The sequence below is a fragment of the Thermosipho sp. 1244 genome (assembly GCF_018588215.1).
Taxonomy (GTDB): domain Bacteria; phylum Thermotogota; class Thermotogae; order Thermotogales; family Fervidobacteriaceae; genus Thermosipho; species Thermosipho affectus.
Window position 1 is genome coordinate 142,922 of the sequence record NZ_LNGA01000023.1, and the last position, 25,820, is coordinate 168,741.

General features: G+C 32.8%; 20 protein-coding genes. 9 read left to right on the top strand and 11 right to left on the bottom strand.

Annotation, left to right across the window (positions count from 1 at the left end):
- Positions 1-19 precede the first annotated feature (19 nt).
- Together lysA and AS157_RS05815 are read right to left on the bottom strand one after the other, a co-directional pair.
- Positions 20-1,165: a diaminopimelate decarboxylase gene (lysA, locus tag AS157_RS05810; protein WP_077289486.1), complete on the bottom strand. Its 1,146-nt coding sequence runs from the start codon at positions 1,163-1,165 to the stop codon at positions 20-22.
- Positions 1,165-2,256 carry a M20 family metallopeptidase gene (locus AS157_RS05815; protein WP_077289487.1) on the bottom strand — a complete coding sequence of 364 codons (1,092 nt, stop codon included), beginning with the start codon at positions 2,254-2,256 and terminating at the stop codon, positions 1,165-1,167. Before AS157_RS05815 ends, lysA begins: the two co-directional genes overlap by 1 nt.
- A 96-nt stretch (positions 2,257-2,352) precedes the next feature.
- Here AS157_RS05815 and pheS point away from each other — a divergent pair, with 96 nt between their 5' ends.
- The 9 genes from pheS to AS157_RS05860 are packed head-to-tail and all read left to right on the top strand — an operon-like array spanning position 2,353 to position 10,066.
- Entirely contained in the window at positions 2,353-3,330 is a 978-nt protein-coding gene (gene pheS / locus AS157_RS05820) for a phenylalanine--tRNA ligase subunit alpha (protein ID WP_077289488.1), read from the top strand.
- Between the two features lies 1 nt (position 3,331).
- The gene (gene truB, locus AS157_RS05825; protein ID WP_077289489.1) at positions 3,332-4,246 is read left to right on the top strand and encodes a tRNA pseudouridine(55) synthase TruB; all 915 of its coding nucleotides are present in this window, start codon (positions 3,332-3,334) and stop codon (positions 4,244-4,246) included.
- Between the two features lie 46 nt (positions 4,247-4,292).
- Positions 4,293-5,354 (top strand): redox-regulated ATPase YchF, encoded by a 1,062-nt coding sequence (gene ychF, locus AS157_RS05830; protein WP_077289490.1) that lies wholly within the window; start codon positions 4,293-4,295, stop codon positions 5,352-5,354.
- Positions 5,355-5,364: 10 nt separating this feature from the next.
- Positions 5,365-5,601, top strand: coding sequence for a DUF370 domain-containing protein (locus AS157_RS05835; RefSeq protein WP_077289512.1), 237 nt, complete (start codon positions 5,365-5,367; stop codon positions 5,599-5,601).
- Entirely contained in the window at positions 5,592-6,785 is a 1,194-nt protein-coding gene (locus AS157_RS05840) for a TIGR04013 family B12-binding domain/radical SAM domain-containing protein (protein ID WP_077289491.1), read from the top strand. The genes AS157_RS05835 and AS157_RS05840 overlap by 10 nt, the downstream gene beginning before the upstream one ends.
- Positions 6,760-7,554, top strand: a complete 795-nt coding sequence (locus tag AS157_RS05845; protein ID WP_077289492.1) for a carbon-nitrogen hydrolase family protein — start codon at positions 6,760-6,762, stop codon at positions 7,552-7,554. The genes AS157_RS05840 and AS157_RS05845 overlap by 26 nt, the downstream gene beginning before the upstream one ends.
- Complete coding sequence (locus AS157_RS05850) at positions 7,551-8,291, top strand: ZIP family metal transporter (RefSeq protein ID WP_077289493.1); 741 nt, start codon at positions 7,551-7,553, stop codon at positions 8,289-8,291. Before AS157_RS05845 ends, AS157_RS05850 begins: the two co-directional genes overlap by 4 nt.
- Before the next feature lie 12 nt (positions 8,292-8,303).
- Positions 8,304-9,383, top strand: a complete 1,080-nt coding sequence (locus AS157_RS05855; RefSeq protein WP_077289494.1) for a Gfo/Idh/MocA family protein — start codon at positions 8,304-8,306, stop codon at positions 9,381-9,383.
- Positions 9,380-10,066 (top strand): YjjG family noncanonical pyrimidine nucleotidase, encoded by a 687-nt coding sequence (locus AS157_RS05860; protein ID WP_077289495.1) that lies wholly within the window; start codon positions 9,380-9,382, stop codon positions 10,064-10,066. The genes AS157_RS05855 and AS157_RS05860 overlap by 4 nt, the downstream gene beginning before the upstream one ends.
- On the opposite strand, the gene AS157_RS05865 is transcribed toward AS157_RS05860, so the two are convergent.
- The 9 genes from AS157_RS05865 to AS157_RS05905 form a co-directional block, all read right to left on the bottom strand.
- Positions 10,040-11,338: an HD domain-containing phosphohydrolase gene (locus AS157_RS05865; protein ID WP_214494992.1), complete on the bottom strand. Its 1,299-nt coding sequence runs from the start codon at positions 11,336-11,338 to the stop codon at positions 10,040-10,042. The two genes, AS157_RS05860 and AS157_RS05865, sit on opposite strands and share 27 nt — an antisense overlap.
- Positions 11,338-12,543, bottom strand: a complete 1,206-nt coding sequence (locus AS157_RS05870) for a sensor histidine kinase (protein WP_214494993.1) — start codon at positions 12,541-12,543, stop codon at positions 11,338-11,340. The genes AS157_RS05865 and AS157_RS05870 overlap by 1 nt, the downstream gene beginning before the upstream one ends.
- The gene (locus tag AS157_RS05875; RefSeq protein WP_077289498.1) at positions 12,533-13,906 is read right to left on the bottom strand and encodes a substrate-binding periplasmic protein; all 1,374 of its coding nucleotides are present in this window, start codon (positions 13,904-13,906) and stop codon (positions 12,533-12,535) included. The genes AS157_RS05870 and AS157_RS05875 overlap by 11 nt, the downstream gene beginning before the upstream one ends.
- A gap of 127 nt (positions 13,907-14,033) precedes the next feature.
- A complete protein-coding gene (locus AS157_RS05880; RefSeq protein WP_077289499.1) occupies positions 14,034-15,173 on the bottom strand; it encodes an amidohydrolase in 1,140 nt (379 codons plus the stop codon).
- A gap of 80 nt (positions 15,174-15,253) precedes the next feature.
- Positions 15,254-20,206, bottom strand: coding sequence for a DNA-directed RNA polymerase subunit beta' (locus AS157_RS05885; RefSeq protein WP_214494994.1), 4,953 nt, complete (start codon positions 20,204-20,206; stop codon positions 15,254-15,256).
- Between the two features lie 22 nt (positions 20,207-20,228).
- A complete protein-coding gene (rpoB, locus tag AS157_RS05890) occupies positions 20,229-23,747 on the bottom strand; it encodes a DNA-directed RNA polymerase subunit beta (RefSeq protein ID WP_214494995.1) in 3,519 nt (1,172 codons plus the stop codon).
- A gap of 135 nt (positions 23,748-23,882) precedes the next feature.
- On the bottom strand, positions 23,883-24,272 hold the full coding sequence (rplL, locus tag AS157_RS05895; RefSeq protein WP_077198394.1) for a 50S ribosomal protein L7/L12: 390 nt from the start codon (positions 24,270-24,272) through the stop codon (positions 23,883-23,885).
- An 18-nt stretch (positions 24,273-24,290) separates the two neighbouring features.
- Positions 24,291-24,833: a 50S ribosomal protein L10 gene (gene rplJ / locus AS157_RS05900; protein WP_077289502.1), complete on the bottom strand. Its 543-nt coding sequence runs from the start codon at positions 24,831-24,833 to the stop codon at positions 24,291-24,293.
- A gap of 234 nt (positions 24,834-25,067) precedes the next feature.
- The coding region (locus AS157_RS05905; RefSeq protein WP_284730381.1) for a flagellin at positions 25,068-25,820 on the bottom strand (753 nt) is incomplete at its 5' end.

Below are 25,820 nucleotides of genomic sequence, written 5' to 3' on the forward strand. Positions count from 1 at the left end.
GCAAATATTTGCCCCATTTCTATATAATTACATTTTTATATAAGTCTGAAATCTCTTCACCTTTTCTTATAATCAAGTCTTTTCCGTCTTTTTTTATCAATATTTCCACAGGTTTGGTTGTCCCATTATAGTTATTTGCCATTGAATATCCATATGCCCCTACGTTCTTAACAATTAAAATATCACCAGGGTTTGGCTTTTTTATTTTCCTATTTTTGGCAAGAAAATCTCCAGATTCGCATAATGGACCAACCACATCTGCAATTATGTTATCTTCTTGGTTGTTCAGTACCTCAATTTCATGATATGCGTTATATAATGCAGGTCTAATTAAATGATTCATACCACTTTCCGTGACTACAAAATTCTTGTTTTTTGTTTCTTTTACTAGTATAACTTTGATTGCCAAAATACCTGCTGGAGCGATTATAAACCTTCCAATTTCGTTTATTACCATTTCAAAATTTGTCAAAATGGGTATGATTTCTCTTTTGTATTTTTCAAGGTCTAGTTCATTTTCTTCTTTCTTGTATTTAATTCCCCAACCTCCACCTATATTAATTTTATTTATGTTATATTTCTGTGCAAGTTCTAACGTTTTTTCGATAGCTTCTTTAAATGGTTCAGTTGTTGTGATTTGAGAACCAATGTGTATGTGTAAGCCTTGTATTTTTCCGGTTTTAAGTATTTTTTCTGCTAAGTCAAAAGAAACACCAAATTTGTGGTTTTTAAGTCCTGTTGAAATATATGGATGTGTTTTTGCATCAATATCTGGATTTACACGTAAAAATAAAGCAAACTCGTTATCATTTTTCCAGAGATTTTCAAATTCTTCAACACTATCGATATTTACAAATTTTACACCATATTCTTTCATTTTTTCTTTTTGTTTTGTTGTTTTTCCATTTCCATTCCAGACAATTTTATCTCCAGGAATACCTGCAAGTTTACAAGCGTAAAGTTCTCCTTCTCCTAAAATATCCATTCCAAATCCGTTTTTGTGTATTATTTTTAGTAAATTTGGATTGTTATTTGCCTTAACGGCAAATGTTGGGAAAAAATTTACGTTTTTAAATACTTCTTTTACTTTTTTTATCCTGTTTTCTATTACTTCTTCATAGTATATGTAAAGCGGAGTGCCATATTTTTCTATTAATTTTTTCACTATACCAACTCCTTAAAAAATTCAAAAATAACATTTGAATAGTAAGGAATAACATCATCTTTAGGAAGAAATTGTGGATGGTGAAGTCCATGTTTTTCATCTGTTCTTGTACCTACCCAGAACATAAGCGATGGAAATTCTTGTGAAAAATATCCAAAATCCTCTCCGGTGAATTTCATACCGCAATCTACAAAGTTTATTTCTTTTTCTGCCAAGAAGTCTTTAAATTTTTCGTACAATTCTTTATTTACTACAACAGGAGGATATTGACTGCCTTTTTCTATATAAAAACTTCCATTTGTTTTCTTTGTTACTTCTTGTGCTAATTGTGCTAATGTGTTAATTATTTTTTCGGTGTTTTGAACGGATATACTTCTTATACTTCCCATCAAGGTTGTTTCAGGAGAAACGATATTTCTTGCATTTCCACCAACTATTTTTCCAAAACTAACTAATGAATTTTCAAATTTTGTAGAGTAAAATTTACTTAGAAAAAATGTAGCCATTTTTATCGAGTCTATTCCTTTATCGTAGAAGGCTATGTGAGAAGGTTTCCCTTGAAAAACAATATCTATTTCTGTTGCGGCCGCGAAAAGTATCCCATTTGTTGTGGCAATGGTTTTAAAATCGTATTCATCTGTTACGTGCAATGCAACAGCGTATTTTATTGGAAGTTGTTCTATTTCATCTAAAACATATCTTGCACCTGCGCCCGTTTCTTCTCCAGGTTGAAAAATAAAGGCAAAGTTTTGTTTTATATTATATTTTAAAATTTTCTTAATTAAATCAAATGCGATTGCCATGTGTATATCATGACCACAAGCGTGCATGTTGGAATTTTTTGAGGAAAATTCCCAATTTGTTTTTTCATATATGGGAAGTCCATCTATATCCGCACGGTAGATTATAAACGGTTTATCTTTTTCAACCTCATATAGTGCAATCACACCTGTACCGGCAATTTTATAGATTTTTAATCTATTGTCATTTAACGATTTTAATGCATCTAGTAATATTTTTTGCGTTTCAAATTCTCTAAAAGAGACTTCTGGATTTTGGTGTAAAAGATGCCTCAATTCGATTGCATCCATTATTTTCACCTCCTTATTTTGTTTTAATAATAGCATATGTATGTTATAATTACTATTGAATTTCGTTTCATATAAGTTAAATTTGGAGGTGTTTTAATGAAAGAAGTAAAAGAACTTTTGATAGAAGCTAAAGATGAGATATCTTCTGCTAACGATATGTCTTCTTTAAACAATATAAGAATCAAATATTTGGGGAAAAAAGGTCTTGTTACTTTGGAAATGAAAAAATTAAAAAACCTTCCACAGGAAGAAAAACCAAAATTTGGTGCGGTTATCAATAAAGTAAGAAATGAAATAGAGAAATTATTAAACGAAAAGATGGAAGAGATAAAGAAAAATGAAAAGATTAAAAAGTTTGAAGAAATTAGAGTGGATGTAACATTACCAGGTGCAAAAAGGGATAAAGGTCATTTGCACATATTAACGAAGGTTCAAAGGGAACTTGAAGATATATTTATTTCCATGGGATTTGAAGTGGTTGAAGGTCCTGAGGTGGAAGATACATGGCATAATTTTGATGCTTTAAATACTCCAGAATGGCATCCTGCAAGGGATACCCAAGATTCATTTTATTTTGACGAAAAAACGTTACTTAGAACTCATACATCACCTATACAAATAAGGACTATGCTTGAAAGAAAACCACCACTTGCTATAATTTCACCGGGGAGGGTTTTTAGAAGGGATTATGATTCAACCCACCTTCCAATGTTTACCCAGATGGAGGGGCTTTATGTGGATAAGAATGTTACCGTTAGACATTTAAAATACACTTTAGAGGAAATGGCAAGGAGAGTTTTTGGAGAGTCTGCAAAAGTTAGGTTGAAACCTAGCTTCTTCCCATTTACAGAACCAAGTTATGAAGTAGACGTGTGGTTTCAAGGTAATTGGCTTGAAATATTAGGTGCAGGTATGGTGGATCCAAATGTATTTAGGAATGTGGGGTATGATCCAGAAACTTGGTCTGGATTTGCCTTTGGACTTGGACTTGAGAGGATTGCAATGGTAAAATACGGTATTAAAGATATAAGAGATTTTATAAGGAATGATGTGAGATTCCTGGAGAATTACTGATATGATGGGTTTTTTAAACGTGTACAAACCAAAAGGTGTTACTTCGCATGACGTTATAGATGAAATAAGAAAAAAATTAGGTACAAAAAGAGTAGGACATGCAGGTACATTAGATCCCTTTGCAGAGGGAGTTTTGGTAGTTGGAATAGGAAGTGCAACAAGACTCTTAGAATATTTGCAAGTGGAGAGAAAAAGGTATTTTGTAAAGATGCTTCTTGGGATTACAACGGAAACTTTTGATATAACAGGTGAAGTTGTCGAAGAAAGGGTATGTGATAAATCGGAAGAAGAGATAATAGAGACAATAAAATCATTTAAGGGAAGGTACAAGCAAGTTCCCCCTGCATATTCTGCAAAAAAGTATAAAGGTGAAAGGCTTTACAAACTTGCACGAAAAGGAAAAATAATTTCTCTTCCACCTGTTGAAGTAGAAATATATTCAATAGAAAACATTAAAATAAATATACCACATGTAACACTTGAAGTGGAAGTTTCGAAAGGAACGTATATAAGAAGTTTGTGTATGGATATAGGTTATAAACTTGGATGTGGTGCAACGGCGGAGGAATTAGTGAGAATAAGCGTTGGAGATTTTGAATTGAAAAATTCTATAAATCCATTTGAAACAGGAAAAGACAAACTACTAAAAAATATGTTAAATGTTGAAAAGGTTTTAAATTTGCCAAAGGTTGAAGTTTACAAGGATTCTGTGGAAAAAATCTTCAACGGAATTCAACCGACAATGGATTTTCTAAAAACAATATTTGATGATTTTTCAAAAGAGCAAGATGTTATGTTATTGTGTGAAGGAAAATTAATTGCTATTGCAAGGGCAGAAAGAAGTTCAAAATTTATTGAAAAAAATCATCCAAAGGAAAAGATATTTAAATTGAAGAAAGTTTTTAGGGAGATATGAAAGGAGGTGTGTCTGTTACCAAGGTAAATTTGGTAACAGGAAAATCTTGAAGATAGGAATTATAGGGCTTCCACAATCTGGTAAAACTACAATTTTTTCTTTGTTAACGGGTATTGATGTTGATCCTTATTCACCTGTTCATCAGAAAGGTGTGGCAAAGGTTTATGATAAAAGGGTTGAACTACTTTCAAATATGTATAATCCCAAAAAAACCACATACGCTACTTTAGAATTTTATGATACACCTTCACTTGATCCTTCTGATAAAAAGAGTAGGACACAAGTCTTTAATATGGTTCAAAGTGCAGATGCGTTACTTTTAGTTTTAAGGGCTTTTGAAAATGAAAATGTGCTTTTTCCAGAGGAAAATGCCTATAAGCAGTTAAGAATAGCCCTAGACGAATTTATCTTTAGAGACCTTGAAATAGTTATGAATAGAATTGAAAAACTTGAGAACTCAAAAAGAAAATTAGACAACAGAGAAGAAATAGAACTAAAACTTTTAAAGGAATTGAGGGAAGTTTTAGAAAATGAAGAATTTTTATCTAAGCATGAATTAACTGAAGAACAAAAGAAGATGATTTCAAGTTATTCTCTAGTTACGTTGAGACCAATAATTATTGCTATAAATTTAGATGAGAATCAATTTACAAAAGGAAAGTATCCTGAAAAAGAAAGAGTTTTAGATTTAGTGAAAGATTATAATTTTGCCTATATAGAATTATGTGGATTGATGGAAAAAGAGATACAGGAGCTTAATGAGGAAGAACGTCAGGAATTTTTGAAAGATTTGGGAATAGAAGAAAGTGGTATAGAAAGACTTTCTAAGGTTGTATATGAGCAACTTGGGCTTATTTCATTTTTCACGGTAGGTCCAGATGAAGTTAGAGCTTGGACTTTAAAAAAAGGGAGTAGCGCCGTTGAAGCGGCAGGGGTTATCCATACGGATCTTGCTAGAGGATTTATTAAAGCCGAAGTTATAAAATATGAAGATTTAATAAATTATGGTAGTGAAAAAGAAGTAAAAGAAAGGGGATTAATGAAATTAGTTGGTAAAGATTACATAGTTGAGGACGGAGATATTCTTACCATAAGATTTAATGTTTAGGGGTGAAATTGTGAGGCAAGTGGTTAAAATTTCCAAAAACTTATTTATTCCAAGAAATAGAATTATTGCAATATTGCCTGTTTCATCAACCGTTGCTAGGAGATTAAGGGGAATGAATAAAGTTGGTGGGAAAATTGTTAACATGACTTTTGGTGAAGAGTCAAAGACTATTTTGATTATGGATAGTGGTCATGTTTTTGTGATAGCTAAGACTTTAGAAGAGGTTGATGAGGCCTTGTGGAGTTAAAAAGAATATTATTTAGATACACACAGACAAATAGATACAGTATTACCGCACTTGTTGCATCTATCTATTCTTACAAAAAAAGTGTGAAAATGTATGAGATAAGGAATTTTGATGATATTTTTTCTTTTTCTAGAGAGGGGACAGTTGTCCTCTATTCTTTCATGAGTTTTGACCTTAAAAATGTAATATCTGAAGTGAGAATATTAAAAGAAAATGGTTACATGGTTATTGCCGGAGGACCGCATGCAACAGCAAACCCTACGCAACTTTTAGATATAGGTATTGATTATGTTTTTACAGGTGATGGTGAGGAAAATATAAGGAGATTTTTGGATGGTTTTTTTCCAAAAAATCGCATATTTGATGGTGTGAAAAATAGAGTTGATCTTTCAAAATATCCGCCTTTTTGTCCGCAAAAGAATTTATATATGCCTATTGAAATAACACGTGGTTGTCCATTTTCATGTGGATATTGTCAAACTCCTAGACTTGCCGGGAAGATAGTTAGGCATAGACCTGTGGAACAGATAGTGGAATATTCTAAACTTGGAGTGAAAAACGGCAGAAAAATTGCAAGGTTTATTTCACCAAATTCATTTGGGTATGGTAGTAAAAATGGGATAACGCCAAATGTGGAAGTAGTTGATGATCTCTTATACAATTTGAAAAAAATAGGTGTTGAAGAGATTTATTTTGGGACTTTTCCGTCAGATGTAAGACCTGAAAGTGTAAGTAGAGAGATTTTGAAAGTTATAAAAAAATATGTTAACAACAAGTATATTGTTATAGGAGCGCAGAGCGGAAGTGAAGGTGTATTGAAAAGGATACGCAGAGGGCATAATTTAGATGAGATAGAACGTGCTTTAGCTTTGCTAAAGGAATTTGGTTTTATACCAAGAGTAGATTTTATTTTTGGTTTTCCATTTGAAACCGAGAAAGATGTGGAAGAGACGTTTGAGTTTATAAAAAAAATAGTTAAGAAATACGATGCAAAGGTACATGCACATACTTTTATGCCTCTTCCAGGTACGCCACTGGCGAATGTAGGACCTGGAAGACTAACCAAAAAACATTATAAATTCCTCGGATTATTAACTTCACAGGGCTATCTTGATGGGTATTGGTTGAAACAAGAAGAACTTGCAAGGAGGGTTGCAAATGTTAATAGCAGCAGCCCAATTTGAACCTAAACCTGGAAAATTTGAATATAATTATTTGAAACATGTACAATTTATAGAAGAAGCCGGAAATTTGGGGATAAGATTGATATTATTTCCGGAGTTATCTATTTCGGGATACACGTATGATAAAGATATCTTGCTTTCTTCTGTGAAATTTTTCAAAGAAAAAGAAGAAGAATTAATATGGTTTTCTAGAAAGTACAATATGGCTATAGTAGGTGGCGTACCTCGAGTAGTACTTTCAGAAATTAGAAATTCTGTATTTGTTGTAAAAAAGAAAAAAGGTGTTTTATTTTACGATAAAACACATCTTTTTAGAAAAGAAAAAGATGTGTTTTATCCTGGGGAAAAGTTTTTGGTTTTTAAGTTTGATGGTGTAAGGTTCGGTATATTAATATGCTATGAAATAGGATTTCCTGAGATATCCAGAATTTTGACAATAAATGGTGCGCAAGTTTTACTTGCACCATTTGCTTTTGGAAGGGAGAGAAAACACATATATGATATTGCTACGAAGGCGCGTGCATTGGAAAACGGAGCATTTTTAGTAACGGCCTCGACATCTGGAAAGGGTTTAATGAACTTTATAGGTAGTTCAAGAATAGTAGGGCCAGATGGTAATGTAATTATTAGTGCAAGAAAAAAAGAACAGTTAATTTATCACGATGTGGACGTAAAGACTTTAGATTATTTTAGATTTGAAGAGAAAGGAATCTCACATGCGTACTTTTTAAATAGAAAAAAAGAACTATATAGGGGGTTAGCAAGATGAATCGTTTCCTTTATGGAATTTTGTTAAGTTCAGCCGCAGGTATGGCAACATCCCTCGGTGCAATTCCATTTTTGTTTTTTAGAAAAGGAGTAAATGAAAAATTTATAGATGCACTTTTGGGAATGGCAGCTGGTATAATGCTTGCTGCAAGTGCATTTAGCCTGGTTGCTCCATCAATAGAGTTAGGAGGTCTTTTGAGATTTGCATTTGGTTTTTTCTTAGGGGCGATTTTAGTTGATTTGATGGATAAGTATTCACCTCATGAACACTTTTTAAAGGGACATGAGGGAGCAGAATTAAAGAGATTAAGCAAGATATGGCTTTTTGTAATTGCAATTACAATTCATAATTTGCCTGAAGGAATGGCAGTAGGTGTTAGTGCTTTTTCCAATCAAGCTTTAAATATTGCATTTGCGATAGGTGCTCAGAATATTCCTGAAGGAGCAGCAGTTGCTGCTGCACTTTTAAATGCGGGATATTCCATCAAAATTTCTTTTTTTGTTTCTTTTTTGACGGGGCTAGTTGAGATTTTTGGTGGGTTACTTGGAGCTGGTATTGTAAGTATTTCTCAGTCATTACTTCCATATATGATGGCTTTTGCTGGTGGAGCAATGATCTTTGTAATCAGTGATGAGGTTATACCTGAAACACATCTTAGGGGTAACGAAAGGTTATCTACCTATTTTTTGATTATTGGCTTCTTTTTAATGGCTGCGCTTGATGTAGCTTTGGGCTAAGGAGGAATAAAGATGTTAAGGATGGCATTAATAGGATGCGGAAGGATAGGAACGAAGAAACATATAGAGGCATTGATTCAAAACTCGGATAGAATTGAAACAGTTGTACTTTGTGATATAGAAAGAGAAAGGGCAGAAAAGTGTGCAGAGATAATAGAAAAGAGGATAGGTAGAAAGCCTGAGGTTGAAAAAGACTATGTAAAAATCTTAAAAAGAGGAGATATAGATGCAGTAGCGATAGCAACAGAGAGTGGAAAACACTATGAAATAACGATGGAAGCATTAACGAATAATAAACATGTACTTGTGGAAAAGCCAATAGCATTATCCACAAAACATGCAGATGAAATGATAGAATTAGCAAAGAAAAAAAATTTAAAACTAGAGGTTTGCTTTCAAAACAGATTTAATCCACCGATACAGGAACTAAGAAAAAAAGTAGAAGAAGGGGCATTTGGAAAGATACACTATGGAGTTGCAACAATAAGGTGGAATAGGAATGAAGAATATTACAAACAAGCAAGTTGGAGGGGAACATGGGCTCAAGATGGAGGAGCATTAATGAATCAATGTACACATAATATAGATTTGTTGCAGTGGATGTTAGGAGGAGAGATAGAGGAAGTATATGGAATAATTAAAAATTTTAATCATCCATATATAGAAGCAGAAGATTTTGGAGGAGCAATAGTAAAATTTAAAGACGGGAAAGTGGGAATAATAGAAGGAACGACAACGATATATCCGAGGAACTTACATGAAAAGCTAGGGATATTTGGAGAAAAAGGAACAGTGGTGATAGGAGGACTTGCGGTAAACAGAATAGAAGAGTGGAGATTTGAGGGAGAAGAAGGACATCCCTTTATGAATTTACCTGATCCAGATACGGTATATGGATTTGGACATGTACCGTTATACAAAGACTTTTACGAAGCAATAGAAAAAGATAGAAAACCATATATCTCAGGAGAAGATGGGAAAAAGGCGGTAGAAATAGTACTTGCAATATACAAATCTGCTTTAGAAGGAAAACCTGTAAAGTTTCCTTTCAATTTTTCCACCAACGATATGAAGGGAGTAATATTGAAATGAAGAAAATGATTTACTTTGATTTGGATAATACTATTTTAGATTTTGATAAATCCGAGGAGTATGCTTTAAGAAATGTTTTTGGACATATTGGTGTTTTGTATAAAAAAGAGTATTTAGAAATTTATAGACCGATAAATGAAAAATGGTGGAGACTTTTTTCAGAGGGAAAATATGAGAAAGAAATTATAGTAGTTGAGAGATTTAGGGAATTTTTTGAAAATGTAGGTATATCTTTGAAGGATTATAATGAAATTGCAAAAATTTACCTTGAGGGTCTTTCAAATTCTGCATTTTTTATAGATGGTGCAGAGGAATTTTTGGGAAAGTTGAAAAAATTACAATTGAAAATGGCTGTTTTAACTAATGGTGTTGAGTATGTACAACAAAGACGCTCAAAACTTGCAAGGTTAGATAGATTTTTTGAATTTATTTTAACATCGGAAAAAGTTGGAAATCCAAAACCAAATCCAGATATTTTTTACTATGCGCAAGAGCTTTCAAATGTACCTTTGAAAAATTCTATATATGTTGGTGACAATGTAGAGACGGATTTTGAAGGTGCAAAAAATGCAAATGTAGATTTTATCTTGTTTGACTATAAAGGTAGGTATAAGGAAGTAAATTGTAAAAAAGCAAAAGATTATGAAGAACTTTATTTAAAGCTCCTTGATTTTATCAGATAAATCAAAGAAAATTTTTACTAGTTTTGGATTAAATTTTTTTCCAGAATTTTCCTTTATATATTTAAGTACTTTTTCTTTTGGCCATGCCTTTCTGTATATTCTGTCATTACTTAAAGCATCATAAACATCGGCTATGGATACAATTTGTGCTTCAATGGGAATCTCTGAATTTTTCAATCCTTTTGGATAGCCGCTTCCATCCCAATTTTCATGATGGTAAAGGGCTATATTTGCGGCAATTTTGAACAATGAATTTTCAACAGAATTTAAAATTTTGTACCCTATTTCAGTATGAGTTTTCATTATTTTCAATTCTTCATCTGAGAGTTTATTAGGTTTATTTAAAATTTTATCAGGGATGGCTATTTTTCCTATGTCATGAAGCATAGAAGCAAGACTTACAGTTTCTATATGTTCTTTGTTATCAAGTATTTTTTCTGATATGAGTTTTGTTATTGTACTAACTCTTTTAACATGTTCCCCGGTTTCCAGTGAGCGAGTTTCTGTTATTTCAGAAAGTATGTATATGAGTTGGTATAAAGAATTAATTCTTTCTTTGTAGAGTATGTTGTTTTCAAGATCTAAAATTAACTTTTCAAAAGCAATGGTGAATAAGTCCCTGTTATCCATATTTTTTGAAAAGTTTATTGTATAACTTTTTTTATTTATTTTAAACAAAATTTCATTATTGTCTTTCCAATATATTTTATTTTTTATATCTTTGCCAGTTTCAGCCTTTGTTATAACGACTGAAGTATTCAAAGTATCCTCAAGAATCCTTTTTAAATCGTTTATAGATACAATTTTACTTGAATCTATAGTATCGAATTTTTCTAATAAATTTTTTTGAGAATATAACTTTTTTATTTCAGAGTATTCTCTAAGCCTTGCGATGACCATTGTAAAAAGACCGTTGCTTGACAATTCACTTTTTTCTCTATAGTCATTGATGTTGTATTTTAATATGATATCACGTGGAGGAGCATATCCTGGTTGACCTGTTCTTATTACTATTCTCATAATTTGATTATTTAAAGTTTCTCTAATGAATTTCACTAACTCAAGTCCAGAGTTTTCATTCTCCATTACTATGTCAATTATTGAAAGAGAAATATCTTTTTCTTTTATTAATAACTCTTTTGCTTGTTTGGCAGAATAGGCGCTTAATAATTTTATACGTTTATTTTTAAATTTAATGTCTTTTAAGATTATTGATGTTAAGGCGTGAATATCCTCTTCATCATCAACAAGTAAAACTTTCCATTCATCCATTATTTCACCTCTACGGGAATAATTATTTTAAAAATAGTTCCTTTACCCTTTTTACTTTCAACATTAATAACACCTTTTAGTATTTCTGTTACAAGGTGGTACACAATGCTTAAACCTAAACCACTTCCTTTTTCTTTGGTAGAATAAAAAGGTTCGAAAATTTTTCTTTGATTTTTTTCATCTATTCCCTTACCATTATCCTTTATGGTTATTTCTAATTTTTTAGATGGGGTTATATGTGCGGAAATAGTAATAATATTGTTATTTTTTTTGTCAAAGGCATGAAAGATTGCATTGTCTATTAGATTAATCAAAATTTGTGAGATTGCTCCTGGATTTGAATATACAGACACATCATCTATATCTTTGATTATCTTTATATTTTTTTCCTTTAATTTTGGTGAGATAGTTGTGATTATATCATCTACAAACTCTTTTATATTAATTTTAGACTTTTCATTTGTTATTTCGTAAAATGTTGTTTTTTTTAGACTCTTTATTAAATTTGATATTTTTTGGGAGTTTTTAATAATTATTTTTACAAGTTCTTTTAGGTCATCATCATTTATTCTATTTTCAATTTCAGTTGCTGCAGAATATATAATACCAATTGGAGTGTTTATATCATGGGCTATGCTTACCATTAATTTTCCAATAGTCGCCATTTTCTCTGAAGTGACAAGAGATTGCTGTGTTCTTTCAAGTTCTTTTAAATTTTCTTCGAGTTCTTCATTGGTTTCAAGTAACTCTTCATTTGTTTCAAATAATTTTTCGTTTATGTTTACGTTTTTCAATAGTAGTAAAGCTATGATATAAAAGAGTGTAGATATAAATATTAAATATGCAGAGGTAAATATAACTTTTTTATAGGATATGTAAAATATTACATTTCCTATAAAGATATTTTCAAAATAAATAGGAAATGAGTAATTACGATAAATTACTGGTAGATTTTTTATTTTTTTAATTAATTTATTTCCGTCAAAATTAAATATTTCAACGCCAAGTATTTCACTGTCATTTGTGATTAGGTTTAGCGTTCTTTCCAGCTCTTCATTATCTAAAAGCCAAAGAGGATATTCAATGGATTTTGTGTAAATTTTTAGTTTTTCATTAATTTGATTTTTCCAAAAAGAGAAATATAAAAATATTGTAATAACAGTGATTAGAACAATCAAAAATGTCAAAGATTTTTTATTTATCATTTTTATCCTCCTGGAATGTTAAATTGTATTTTTGATATATTTTTTCACATGTACCGTCTTTTCTAAATTTTAAAAGGACACCTGAAATTTTTTCTGATAAGAATTTCCCTAAATAACTTTTTGAGAAACCTACGTAATATTTAAAGTAATCTATTGGAATGGAATATTCAACATCTATATTTAATTCTTTTGCGTAAAACAAACCAACGTACAAATTTGCAACAAATAAATCTATTCTCTTTTTTGAAAGCAACAACATACCGTTAAAATCATTATCAACAGAAACTAATTTGTATCCCATTTTGAATATTTTTTCATTGTAGGCGTATCCTTTAACATAACCGAGTATTTTTTTTTCTTTATTATTTTTTATTGAAAAAATAACATCTATACCATAGCTAATAGGAATTTTCGTAAAATATATATATTTACTTCTTTCTTCTGTGTTGCGTAATGTTAAAGTTCCATCTATTGCTTTTAATTTTATTAAATTAAGACATCTTTGCCAGGGATATTTTTTTGTTACTAGTTTAAATCCTAAGTTTTCGAGAGAAACTTTTAGTAACTCATAGTCGATACCTTTCCATTCCCCATTTTCTTTGTATTCGTACGGTGGCCAGTCAATTAGAGCAAAATATACATTATTTCCAGGTGAAAAACCTGAAAAATCCTTGAATATATTGTTATATTCATGGGAATTGTATAATTCTTTTATAGCGTTGTTAATTATGTTTACTATTTGATTATCAACATTTTTTGAAAATGCTATGTATTGTCTGTATCTTTCAGATTCAAATTGGATGATTTTTAGAGGATAAATTTTTGTATAATAATTTAAAATTCCGCCGTTGTATGCGACATAGTCTATTTCGTCGTTTAATAGATCCTTTATTGCAAGTTGGATATTTTCATAAGATTTAATAACTAAATTAGGAAAGATATTTTGGAATAAAGTTTTCGTTTTTGATGAATTTATTAGTCCTATTTTTTTATTCTTTTCCGTTAGTGTTTTTTCTTTTTTTGAAATTATTAAAAGCTTTGTATTCCAGAGTGGGAAAGTTGAAAATTTAAATTTTTTGATTCTTTCTGGTGTTTTGGAAAGGCCTACAAATATTTGAATTTCGTTATTTTCAAGTGAGGAGAGAATTTCAGAAAGAGATTTGGGTGTGTTTGATTTAAATTCGATTTTAATGTTGTAGTTTGAAAGCTTTTTGTTGAGTATTTCTATAATTTTACAACTTATACCCTTAAGATTTCCATCTTTATCTAAAAACTTTGCAATAGTATCTTGAGGATATGTGTAAAGAGTTATGGAATAAAAAATAGTATAAATCAGAAGAAACACAACGATTAATTTTTTCATTGACTCACCCCTATAATAATATTCTACCACAAATTTTGTGATATGATAAAGGTTTGATAGGAAGTGAGGGAAGAACAGAAAATTTAAATGTACTTATGAAATAAACGGGAGATTGTGTTCTCCCGTTTTAATCTTTGTAAACTATTTTCCCTTCTATGAAAACCATTTCTGCTTTTGCTTTGAAATCAAAAGGATGGGTATTCCAAACTACAATATCTGCATCTTTTCCAACTTCAAGTGATCCTACCTTGTTATCTATTTTTAATATTTTGGCAGGGTTAATGGTTAGCATTTTTAAAAGATCTTCTTCTTTGGCACCGTATCTTAATGCAGTAGCTGCTTGAATATTGGTGTGTTCTAAATGTATTACTGGATGGTCACACATTAAAGCAGCAAGAATTCCGTGTTCATTGATAATATTTATGGCTTCATATGTTAAATCTGTGAGTTCTAATTTTGTTCTAAATCCAAATAAAGGTCCAAGTACAACTGGAATTTTCTTTTGCTTTAAAAATTTTGCAATTTTATATCCTTCTGTTGCGTGTTCAATAACAATGTCGAAATTAAATTCTTCAGCTATACGTATTGCAGTAACAATGTCATCTGCTCTGTGTGCATGACATCTTGCTGGAATTTCTTTTTTTAATACTTTTACTCCCACTTCCAATTTAAAATCTATTGGGGTCTTTGGGTCTTCCTCCCTTTTTTTCATATAATCTTTTACTTTCGAAAAATATTCTCTAATAATTGCTGCAACACCTAGTCTTGTTGTTGGCATTTTGTTTTTTGAACCGTATACTCTTTTTGGATTTTCGCCAAATGCCATCTTTAATCCCGCAGGTTGTCTTACAATCATTTCATCTACAATGTCAGATTTGAACTTTAATATAAAACCCTGCCCCCCTATAGGATTTGCGCTTCCTGGGACTACCATTACCGTTGTAACGCCCCCTGAAAGAGCCCGCTTTATAGCACTGTCACCTGGATAGAAAGCATCTAATGCTCTAACATGAGGAGTTAAAGGATCTGAATATTCATTACCATCTTGATAATAAAATTCTCCAACACCTTCTTCAAATACTCCAATATGAGAATGTGCGTCAATAAATCCAGGGAAGATGTATTTTCCACTTACATCAATAACTTCTGCGCCTTTTACTTCAAGGTTTTCGCCAATTTCTTTTATAACTCCATCTTCAATTAGAATATCCCCTTTAAATGGTTTCTTTGTTATAGGATAAATTGAGCCATTTTTTAATAATACCATATTTCTCACCTCCGATAATTATTATACCATATTGTTCGGTATCCAAACAAAATCCCCCTCTTTAAAGAGGGGGATTCAACTTACGCCATTTTTTCTTTATCTTTAGTAGCCATTCTAGGTGTTTCTTCAATTTGTATATTTGCAAACATGTCCAACCCAGTTCCTGCAGGTATTAGTTGCCCTACAATTACGTTTTCTTTTAGACCTAGTAATAGATCTTCTGAACCTTCAATAGCTGCTTCAGTTAAGACTTGAGGTGTTTGTTGGAAACTTGCTGCACTTAACCACCCTACTCTCTCAAGTGATGCCTTTGTTATTCTAAGTAATTTTCTCTTGTATTTTATAGGTTCTTTTGGTAAAATTTGATAATTTATTACTTCGCCTTCGCCATTTTGAACAATAATTTCTTTTATTCCCAACTTTATAGCTTTTTCAAGTATTTCCTCGGTGACTTCTGCTCCTTCTGGAGCAATTTCAACTATCTGACCATTCTCATCTTCACCTATTAGGTGTTGATGTAATATCTTTCCTATTACCCGTTTTCTGTTTGTTTCCACATGTGTATTTCCTTCGAGTAATTCTCTATTTATTCTTTTTACAGTTTGAAGTCTTAGAAGATCTCCAGGTAAGTAATCTGTATCACCTGGATCAACAACTTCAACTTTGTCGAGCATTTGTTTTATTATAATCTCAAAGTGTTTATCGTGAATATCCACACCTTGTTCGACGTAGACCTTTTTAATCTCTTTTAGCAAGTAAAGAGCTGTTGCGTCAACGTCAAGTGTTTCAAGTATTTTCCTAGGTCTAATTGCACCTGTAGATAAAGATTGCCCTGGAAGTACTTTTTGACCTTTGTTCACTGCTACTTTTACCTTTGTTGGAATTTCGTATTCGTGGATATCTCCCGCTTCATCTTCAAGATAGATTTTTTTCTTACCAGTTTCGTCTTCAACAATATCTTTTACATAGCCTTTTACTTTTGAGAATACACCTTCTGGTTCTTTTAGTTTCTTCCTAGCTTCAAATAGTTCTTCTGCTCTCGGAAGACCTTGTGTAATATCTGCAGTAGTGGCAATACCACCTGTGTGGAATGTTCTCATTGTAAGCTGTGTGCCTGGTTCTCCTATTGATTGTGCAGCTACTACACCTACTGATTCACCAACTTCTATTATTTTGTGATTTGAAAGGTCCATACCGTAACATTTTGAACATACGCCATGTTCTGATTCACAGGTTAATACAGATCTTACAATTATTTCAGGTCTTACTAATACGGATTTCACGTTGTTTTCCTCTAGTATTTTTGCAGTTGTTGGCATTATTAACTCTTCATCAACTATTAATTGTTTCATGTCTTTTTGATTTACAATTGTTTCAACTGAAACTTTTCCAACAATTGGATACTCTTTAACTTTTAAACTTGTTATACCAGCATTTCTTGCTTTTCTTATGATATCCCAGTTTACTTCTGTTCCGGCATCGTAATGTATGTCTTCATATATGAAATCATCTATTAGTTCACAGTAGTTTTCAGGAAGTTCTGGATTTTCAATATTAAGTACTACTTCTCTTGATACGGGAATTCTTACCGAGTAGTTTCCTAAGAATTTTGCATCATCATCGTCTATCATAGTATTTCTTGTGTACTGTTTACCATTTTCAGGATTTGTAAGTATGTTATTTGTCTTTGGATCAAATACATCTTTTGCAAGAACTCTTCCAAATAGGAAGTTTTCTAGCTTTTCAACTGTTAATCCGTCACTGCTTTTTAGAACAGTTGCTCTTATACCATTTTGTGTGCCACAATCTGTAGTAGTTACAACAACTGATTGAGCAACATCGACAAGTCTTCGTGTAAGGTATCCTGCAGAACTTGTTCTTAATGCTGTATCAGCTGAGCCTTTTCTAGCACCATGAGTACTGATAAAGAATTCTAGCACAGAAAGGCCTTCTCTAAAGTTTGAAATAATTGGGATTTCAATAGTTCTTCCAGATGGATCAGCCATAAGACCGCGCATACCTGCAAGTTGTTTAAGTTGGTCCTTGTTACCTCTTGCACCTGAATCTACCATTATGTATACTGGGTTAAATGGATCCTTTCCTATATATTTGAATGTAGCTTCTTGGACTTTTTCTGTCGCATCTGCCCATATTTTTATTGTTTCTCTATATTTTTCTTCATCTGATAGGAATCCTAGAGCAAATAGTTCTTCAACTTCAGAGATTTTCTTTTTAGCATTTTCAATTATTTTTTTTCTTTCAGGTGAAATGTAAAAATCAGTTATACTTACCGTAAGTCCAGAGATTGTTGCATAGTGGAATCCTAAATCTTTTATATCATCTAATAGATCTGCTGTTCTATCAACTCCGTATTTCTTGAATGTTTTGTAAACCAAATCTTTAATAGCACCTTTTCCATATGTTTTGTTATAATCTCTAAATTCCTTTGGAACAATATTTGTAAATACAAGCCTTCCATATGTGGTTTTAATAACTTTATTATCAACTTTAACAAGTATAGGATCGTGGAGATTGATATAACCAAATTCATATGCAAGTTCTGCATCATCTATAGAAGAGAATTTCCATTTTATATTTTCCTTTTCAATTTTATCAAAATTTTTGTCAACCATTGTTAAATAGTAGACACCTGCTACAATATCTTTTCCAGGCATGGATATAGGTTTGCCGTGTGCCGGGGAAATTATATTGTACCTTGAAAGCATCAAGAATTTTGCTTCAGCTTGTGCAGCAGCGGATAGAGGTACATGAACTGCCATCTGGTCGCCATCAAAGTCTGCATTAAATGGCGGACAAACAAGAGGATGCAACTGGATTGCGTTGCCTTCGATTAGTTTGGGTTCAAATGCTTGTAATGACATTCTGTGTAGTGTAGGTGCCCTGTTAAGAAGTACCGGATGTCCTTTAATTATTTCTTCTAGTACTTCATATGCTTGAGGCATTTCTTTTTCGATTATTGCCTTTTTCATTTTTCTTGCCGTTTTGCTTGTTTCATCATCTTTGTTTAAAAGTTCTGCCAAGACAAATGGTTTGAAAAGCTCCATAGCCATTTTCTTTGGAAGACCACATTCGTGAATTTTTAGATGTGGACCTACAACGATGACAGCACGTCCAGAATAATCTACACGCTTACCTAGAAGATTTCTTCTAAATCTTCCTTTTTTACCTTTTAAAAGGTCTGTAAGTGATTTTAGAGGTCTTCCGTTTCTATCTGTAACTGCTTTCCCCATTCTACCGTTGTATATAAGACTATCTACGGCTTCTTGCAGCATTCTTTTCTCGTTTTTAACTATAATTTCAGGTGAATTCATTTCATATAATTTTTTTAACCTGTTGTTTCTGTTAATAACTCTTCTGTAAAGATCATTTAAGTCAGTAGTAGCAAATCTTCCACCTTCAACTTGTATCATAGGTCTAATATCAGGTGGTACCACAGGAATTGCTTCCAAAACCATCCATTCGGGATTTGTCCCGCTTTTTAATAAATCTTTTACTATTTTTAATCTCTTTAGAAGTTTTTTAGCTTTACCACTACTTTTAGAAAGTCTCTTTAATTCTGCTTCTATTTCCGCTTTTAATTTTTCAAGATCTAAATTTTGAAGAAGTTTCTTTATTGCAGCTGCTCCAGATTCGGCTTCTATCTTTTCTCCATAAATCGTTCTATATGCATCGTATTGGTGATCCGTTATTATATCTCCAACCTTTAAATTAGTTTCAACTGAAACATCATCATCTATTTTTGTAATTACGACTATGGGTCTATCATTTTCTACTTCTGATTCTGCGGTAAACATAGCAGGATAATGTTGTTCAAATATTTTATATTCTTCAAGTGTTAGATATTCATCTTCAAATAAAAACCTATCTGCGATTGTTTGACCTTCTGAAACTTCATCACCATCTTTTACGTAAACAAAGGCACCTTCAAACAAAGGATAATGTTTTTCTTCTACAATATTTTCAACGTATACATTTCCGCTTGTTAATACTTCATATTTTCCATTTTCAAGAGGTCTAATGTTAAGTTCTTTTCCAAAGCTTATTGTCCCGCTTACAGATGCAATAACAGCAGGCAAAACTGTTCCATTAGTTAATTGGTCTCCTTTTTTTACTTTACTACTGTTTGAAATTAAGGGTTTTACGCCATATGGTAAAGAAAAGGTAACAGGCATATCTTTACTTGTAGTAAGAGGTCTAACAGTTATAGTATTTGAAATTTCATCTATTTCAATTGTCCCATCAAAAGGGGCATATATTGGGTTAACTTGCATTTCAGAAACAATTTCATCACCTTGATTTACGTAATCACCGTTTTTCACGTTTAAAACCATTCCTGTATACACTCTGTGCTCTGCTCTTGAAATTTTTCTTATATCAACCCAGGTGATTTCTCTATCTGTATGAGTTTTTTCGTGTCTTATTTTTACTTCACCTGATATATCCGATATAACTGGGGTAGTAGGGGACTTAATGATAACTCCAGGCATTACCTCGAAATCTAACTTTTGACTGTAAACTTCATACTCTGTTTGGTAGAGAAGTGATCCTTTGATGAAATCTGTATCTTTGGGATCAGTAACGATTAATATTTTTTCAATTATTCTTTTACCACCATAATATATGACATTTTCAAGTTCTTTTGCTTGAATATCAAGCAACGCTGATAGTATACTTGGACTACTTTTTAAGTACCATACATGAACTACTGGGGCAGATAAATCAATGTGTCCCATTCTTTTTCTTCTTGCTTCTTTTGATTCGACCCTTACTCCGCATCTTTCACACACGGTACCTTCGTATTTCTTTCCTTTATATTTTCCACATGCACATTCGTAATCTTTTGTTGGACCAAATATTTTTTCACAAAATAAACCATCTTTTTCCGGTTTGAATGTTCTATAGTTTATAGTTTCGGGCTTTTTAACTTCACCACTTGACCAACTTCTTATAACTTCTGGTGAAGCAACTTTAACGGTAACTTTAGCGATTTTTCTCTTAAAAGTTGAACCCATTTTTTTCCCTCCTTATGGGGCATTATAACTTTTCAATATCTATCTCATTACCTTCTTCATCGTATACTCTAACATCTAGAGCGATTCCCCTTAGTTCTCTTATAAGCACTTTGAAACTTTCAGGAAGACCAGGTTCTGGTATATTTTTCCCTTTCATTATTGCTTTGTATACTTCATTTCTTCCCCTGATATCGTCACTTTTTACCGTTAACATCTCGTTTAGAGTGTGTGCAGCACCATATGCTTCTAATGCCCACACTTCCATTTCACCAAATCTTTGACCGCCAAATTGTGCTTTACCGCCAAGTGGTTGTTGGTGAATAAGTGAGTATGGACCTGTGGATCTTGCATGTATTTTATCCCTTGCTATGTGAATAAGCTTCATTACATACATGTAACCTACCAAGATAGGATGATCAAATTCTTTTCCAGTTCTACCATCACGCAAAATTACTTTTCCAGACGGATTTTTTTCATTATCACCTGCTTCAAGTCCCATTTTTTTTCTTGCTTTATATAGTTCAGGTAAGATATCTTTTTCTTTTGCACCATCAAATACAGGAGTTGCGAACCATCTGTTTGTTAGAACTGCTAACCATCCAAGACTTGTTTCTAGTATTTGTCCAACATTCATACGTGATGGAACACCAAGAGGACTTAATACTACTTGTACAGGTGTACCATCTGGTAAGAATGGCATATCCTCTTTTGGCAATATCTTTGAAACGACACCTTTGTTACCATGTCTTCCTGCTAATTTATCACCTACTTCAAGAGGTTTCCTGATTGCAACATATACCCTTATTAATTTGTTAACACCTGGGCCTAAATCTCCATCTTTTTCCTTATCAAAAACGTGAACAGCAATTACCCTTCCTTCTATTCCATGTGGAACCCTTAACGAAGTATCTTTTACTTCTTTACCTTTTTCTCCAAAAACTGATCTTATTATTTTTTCTTCTGGGGTTGTATCGCTCTCACTTTTTGGTGTTACTTTACCAACTAAGATATCCGTTTCCTGTACATATGCGCCTATTCTGACAATACCATCTTCATCCAAGTTTCTTAGTTTTTCTTTACTAACGTTGGGAATATCAGGTGTTATTTCTTCAGGACCAAGTCTTGTATCTCTTGCTGTTGTTTCATACACTTCAATATGTATGGAAGTATACGTTTCTTTTTCTAAAAGTTCTTCGCTTATTAAAATAGCATCTTCAAAGTTGTAACCTTCCCAAGGTACAAAAGCCACAAGTACGTTTTTTCCAAGGGCTAATTCTCCCATATCTGTTGCAGGACCATCTGCTATCGGTTCGTCTTTTTTGACAACCTCTCCAACATTAACTATAGGTCTTTGATTAATACAAGTGTCTTGGTTTGTTCTTGTGAATTTTAAAAGTTCGTATGTGTCAAGGATGGGATTTCCCATAGAATCATACATTTCTTTTTCGTTTTTATCTATTCTGTGTATAATTATTTTTCTTGCGTCTACTTTTTTGACTATTCCATCGTGTTTTGCAAGGAGCAGAGTACCAGAATACTTTGCAGCGTTCCATTCCATTCCAGTCCCTACTCTAGGTGCTTCAGTCTCAATCAATGGAACACCTTGTCTTTGCATGTTAGAACCCATTAGCGCTCTGTTTGCGTCGTCGTGTTCTAGGAATGGAATTAAAGAAGTGGAAACACTAACGATCTGGTTAGGAGCAACATCTAAAAATTGTACATTATTTTTATTCACATAAAGCACTTTTTCTTCGTATCTTACGGTAACATTTTCTGGAATGATATTTCCATTTTCATCGACAGGAGTCGTTGAAGGTGCTATTTTGTAATTTTCTTCTTCATCTGCTGTTAGATAGACTACTTCGTTAGTAACTTTGCCTTTTACTACTTTAACATAAGGTGTTATTAAGAATCCGTATTTATCTATTGAAGAGTAGACAGATAGAGAGGTAATAAGACCTATGTTTGCACCTTCAGGTGTTTCAATAGGACACATTCTTCCATAATGGGAATGGTGAACGTCACGTACTTCGAATCTTGCGCGTTCTCTTTTTAAACCTCCAGGTCCAACGGCAGTTAACCTTCTTTTGTGTGTTAATTCTGCAAGCGGATTAGTTTGATCCATAAATTGTGAAAGTGGATTTGTTGCAAAAAATGAATTTATCGTTGCAATGATTGATTTAACGTTAATTAAGCTTTGTACTGAAATTTTATCAAGTGATGTATATGTTGCAAGTTTTTCTTGAATCATGAAAACAGCTTTTGAAAATGCCCTTTCAAATTCGATTCTTATAAGTTCACCAACGGTTCTTACCCTTTTGTTCCCTAGATGATCTTTTGTATCCATAGTCCCAGGGTGTTTGTCTATTTCTATTAAATTTCTTGATGCAAGCACGATGTCCATTGGAGTTAAGACGTTTGAAGTTTCTGTATACTTAGTATTTTCAACTTCTTCGGGTTTTTTTCCTTCGACATCTATCAAGTATTTTCTATAAGCTTCTTCGAGTCTGTTATTCATTTTGAATCTTCCAACTTCTGAAAGTTCAAACCTTTCTTCGTTGAAATAAAGGTTTTTTAAGAATATTTTTGCGGCATTTATTCTTGGAAGTTCACCAGGTCTTAATTTTCTGAAGATTTCTATATATGCTCTATTTTCTTCTACATTTTCTCCATACATATGTTTTAATTTTTCTAAAGTATTTACCGCATATCTGTGAGCAACTTTAATCTTTTCGATATTTGAATTGGAGAGTTTTTCAATAAGTCCTTGTGTAATAACATCTCCACGTTTTGCCAATATTTCACCGTTTTTCATTTTAACATCTTCAAGTATTACAAGTCCTTCTGAATGTAATAAAGTATATTCATCTTCAACATCGATCCAATGTGGGAACAACGATAGTAATTCCAAGTCATCTCCATATCCAAGTGCTTTTAGGAGTAAAAATAAATTTATCCTTCTTTTTCTATCAATTCTTGCGTAGAATACCTCATCGTTTAAATTGAGTAATATTTCAAGCCAAGCACCTCTTACTGGTAAAAAGTGGGCAACGTATATAGGTCTTGTCCCAGAAGTTTTTTTGGCTTCTTCCACAAAATAAATTCCAGGGCTTCTTACTAATTGATTTACAACTACCCTCTCTGCTCCGTTGATTATGAATGTAGTTCTTGGAGTCATGTAAGGAATATAGCCAAGAAATGCTTCTTCTTCAATCATTTCGTTAGTACTGTTATCGGTTATACGAACTGTTGTATAAACCGGAACAGTATAAGTTAATAGTCGTTCTTTACATTCTTGAACAGTGTTTTGAGGGTCTCCGATTCTTACAGAGATAAATTCCAGGGAGAATCCCTTTTCTTTTCTTAGATCGGATTTTGATGAAGTTATGGGTGAGAATTTTTTGAGAACCTTAAGTATCCCATTCTCGAGGAAATCTTGGTAAGATTTTGTCTGTATTTCCACGAGGTTGGGAACTGGGATAGGTGCTTGGACCCTACCAAATGAATAGCGGGTCCTTTTTCCACTTTTAATTTCTTTCATCCTATCACCTCAGTTAGAAAAATTTAGGGGGGTAAAATTACACCAATTATATATTAAAACACAAAAAAACCCCCTACACAATACTGTGTACGGGGTTGATACAAAATCTTTTCTTTTTAGAAACTTATGTTACTATTATTTAAGTTCTACTTCTGCTCCAGCTTCTTCAAGTTTTTTCTTGATTTCTTCTGCTTCGTCTTTGTTAATGCCTTGTTTAATAACAGCATCAGGTGTGCCTGCTTTTTCAACTAATTCTTTTGCTTCTTTAAGTCCAAGTCCTGTGATTTCTCTTACTACTTTTATAACGTTAATCTTCTTTGCACCGAAGCTCTTGAGTACTACATCAAATTCTGTTTTTTCTTCTGCTGCTGCACCTCCACCTGCAGCTGCACCTGCGACTGGCATTGCCATTACTGGTGCGGAAGCACTTACACCGAATTTGTCTTCTAACATCTTTACAAGTTCTGCAAGTTCTGCAACTGTTAATTGTTCAATTTCATTTACAATTTGTTCTAATTTTTCCATGAATAAACACCTCCTGAATTATTCTGATTTTTTATCCTTAATAGCATTAAGAGCATAAAGTAAACTTTTAAGAGTGCCTGAAAGTACGTTAACAAATCCTCTAATTGGTCCTTGTACTCCACTAACAACCATTGCAAGAAGCTGTTCCTTGGATGGAAGTTTGGAAAGATTTTCCACTTCGTCTGCTCCGAAGAATTTACCATCTAAATAAAGACCTTTAAAGGATGGAAGTCCTTTCATTTCTTTTGAAAAATCGTAGATAATCTTGATAGCTTCTATTGGATCACCATCTTCAACGTATAGTATTGCAAGTGGTCCTGAAAAAACGTCTTCGATTTCCTCTACGTTGTATCCAGCCTTTTTTAACGCAAGATACGCAACACTATTCTTGATAACTCTGTACCTTGCACCGTTTGCTAATTTTTCTCTTAAATTTCTTCTTAGTTTTGTAATTTGCTCAACGTTTAATCCTTTATAATCTGAAAAAAGGATTAGCGAGGATTTTTCAAATACATCGCTTAATTCTTCAACAAGTTGCTCTTTTTGTTTTCTTGTCAGCAATTCTGTCACCTCCTAAAAAAAATAAACGACCTCGGGTACCTCCGAGGCAAAAAACAAGGAAGAAACTCTTCCTCTTCTGCCTCGGGCAGGCGGCACAAGCCATTATCTAACCTACCGTCTTCAGCATCGCCTAAATTTTATCATATATTTTTCTTTTTACAAGTATATATTGTGTAAACAATATGTAAAAATAAAGTGGGCATTTTGCCCACTTTATTTTTGATAAACTAACTATTATCTTAACAATTGCAATACATTTTGTGGTTGAGCATTTGCCTGTGCAAGCATTCCCATACTGCTTTGTAAGAGTATTTGTTGTTTGGTGAATTCCATCATTTCCTTTGCCATATCTGCATCTCTTACACGGCTTTCTGCTGCTGTTAAGTTCTCTGCCGCTACTCCTAAGTTGGATATTGTATGCTCAAGTCTGTTTTGTACAGCACCTAATGCCGCCCTTTGTGAACTTACTTTGTGTATTGCAGCATCTACTACCATTATTGCTCTTTCTGCGCTATTTTGCGTTGTGACATCTAAAGAGGTTGTTGTAAGCCCAAGAGCTGTTGCACTCATATCATCAATACCTGTGAGCATATTGTGACCTTCGTTAGCACCAATTTGGAAGATTAATTGGTTTGCAGCTGTATTTATAGCTTCTACTCTGACAACTGCACTGTCTATTACTTCACCACTTGGTAATGCTCCACCAAAATCTGAAAGGCTAAATACACTTGAATCCCATTTAAAGGAAATATTTCCAAATAAAACGGAATTTGCACCAAGTGTTGTAATTGTAGAACTTAGTGAGCCGGAGTTGTTAATAAGCGTAATCTTAACATCTAAAGCTGATGTTTCAGAACCATTTAATTGTCCAACTTCAACAACATATGTTCCTTCTGTTGCTGCAGAACTGACTGTACCGAGTTGCAAATTAACGTTACCACCAGTAACAACTTTTGCATCAACATTTGCCCTAAAGCTTTCCAATTT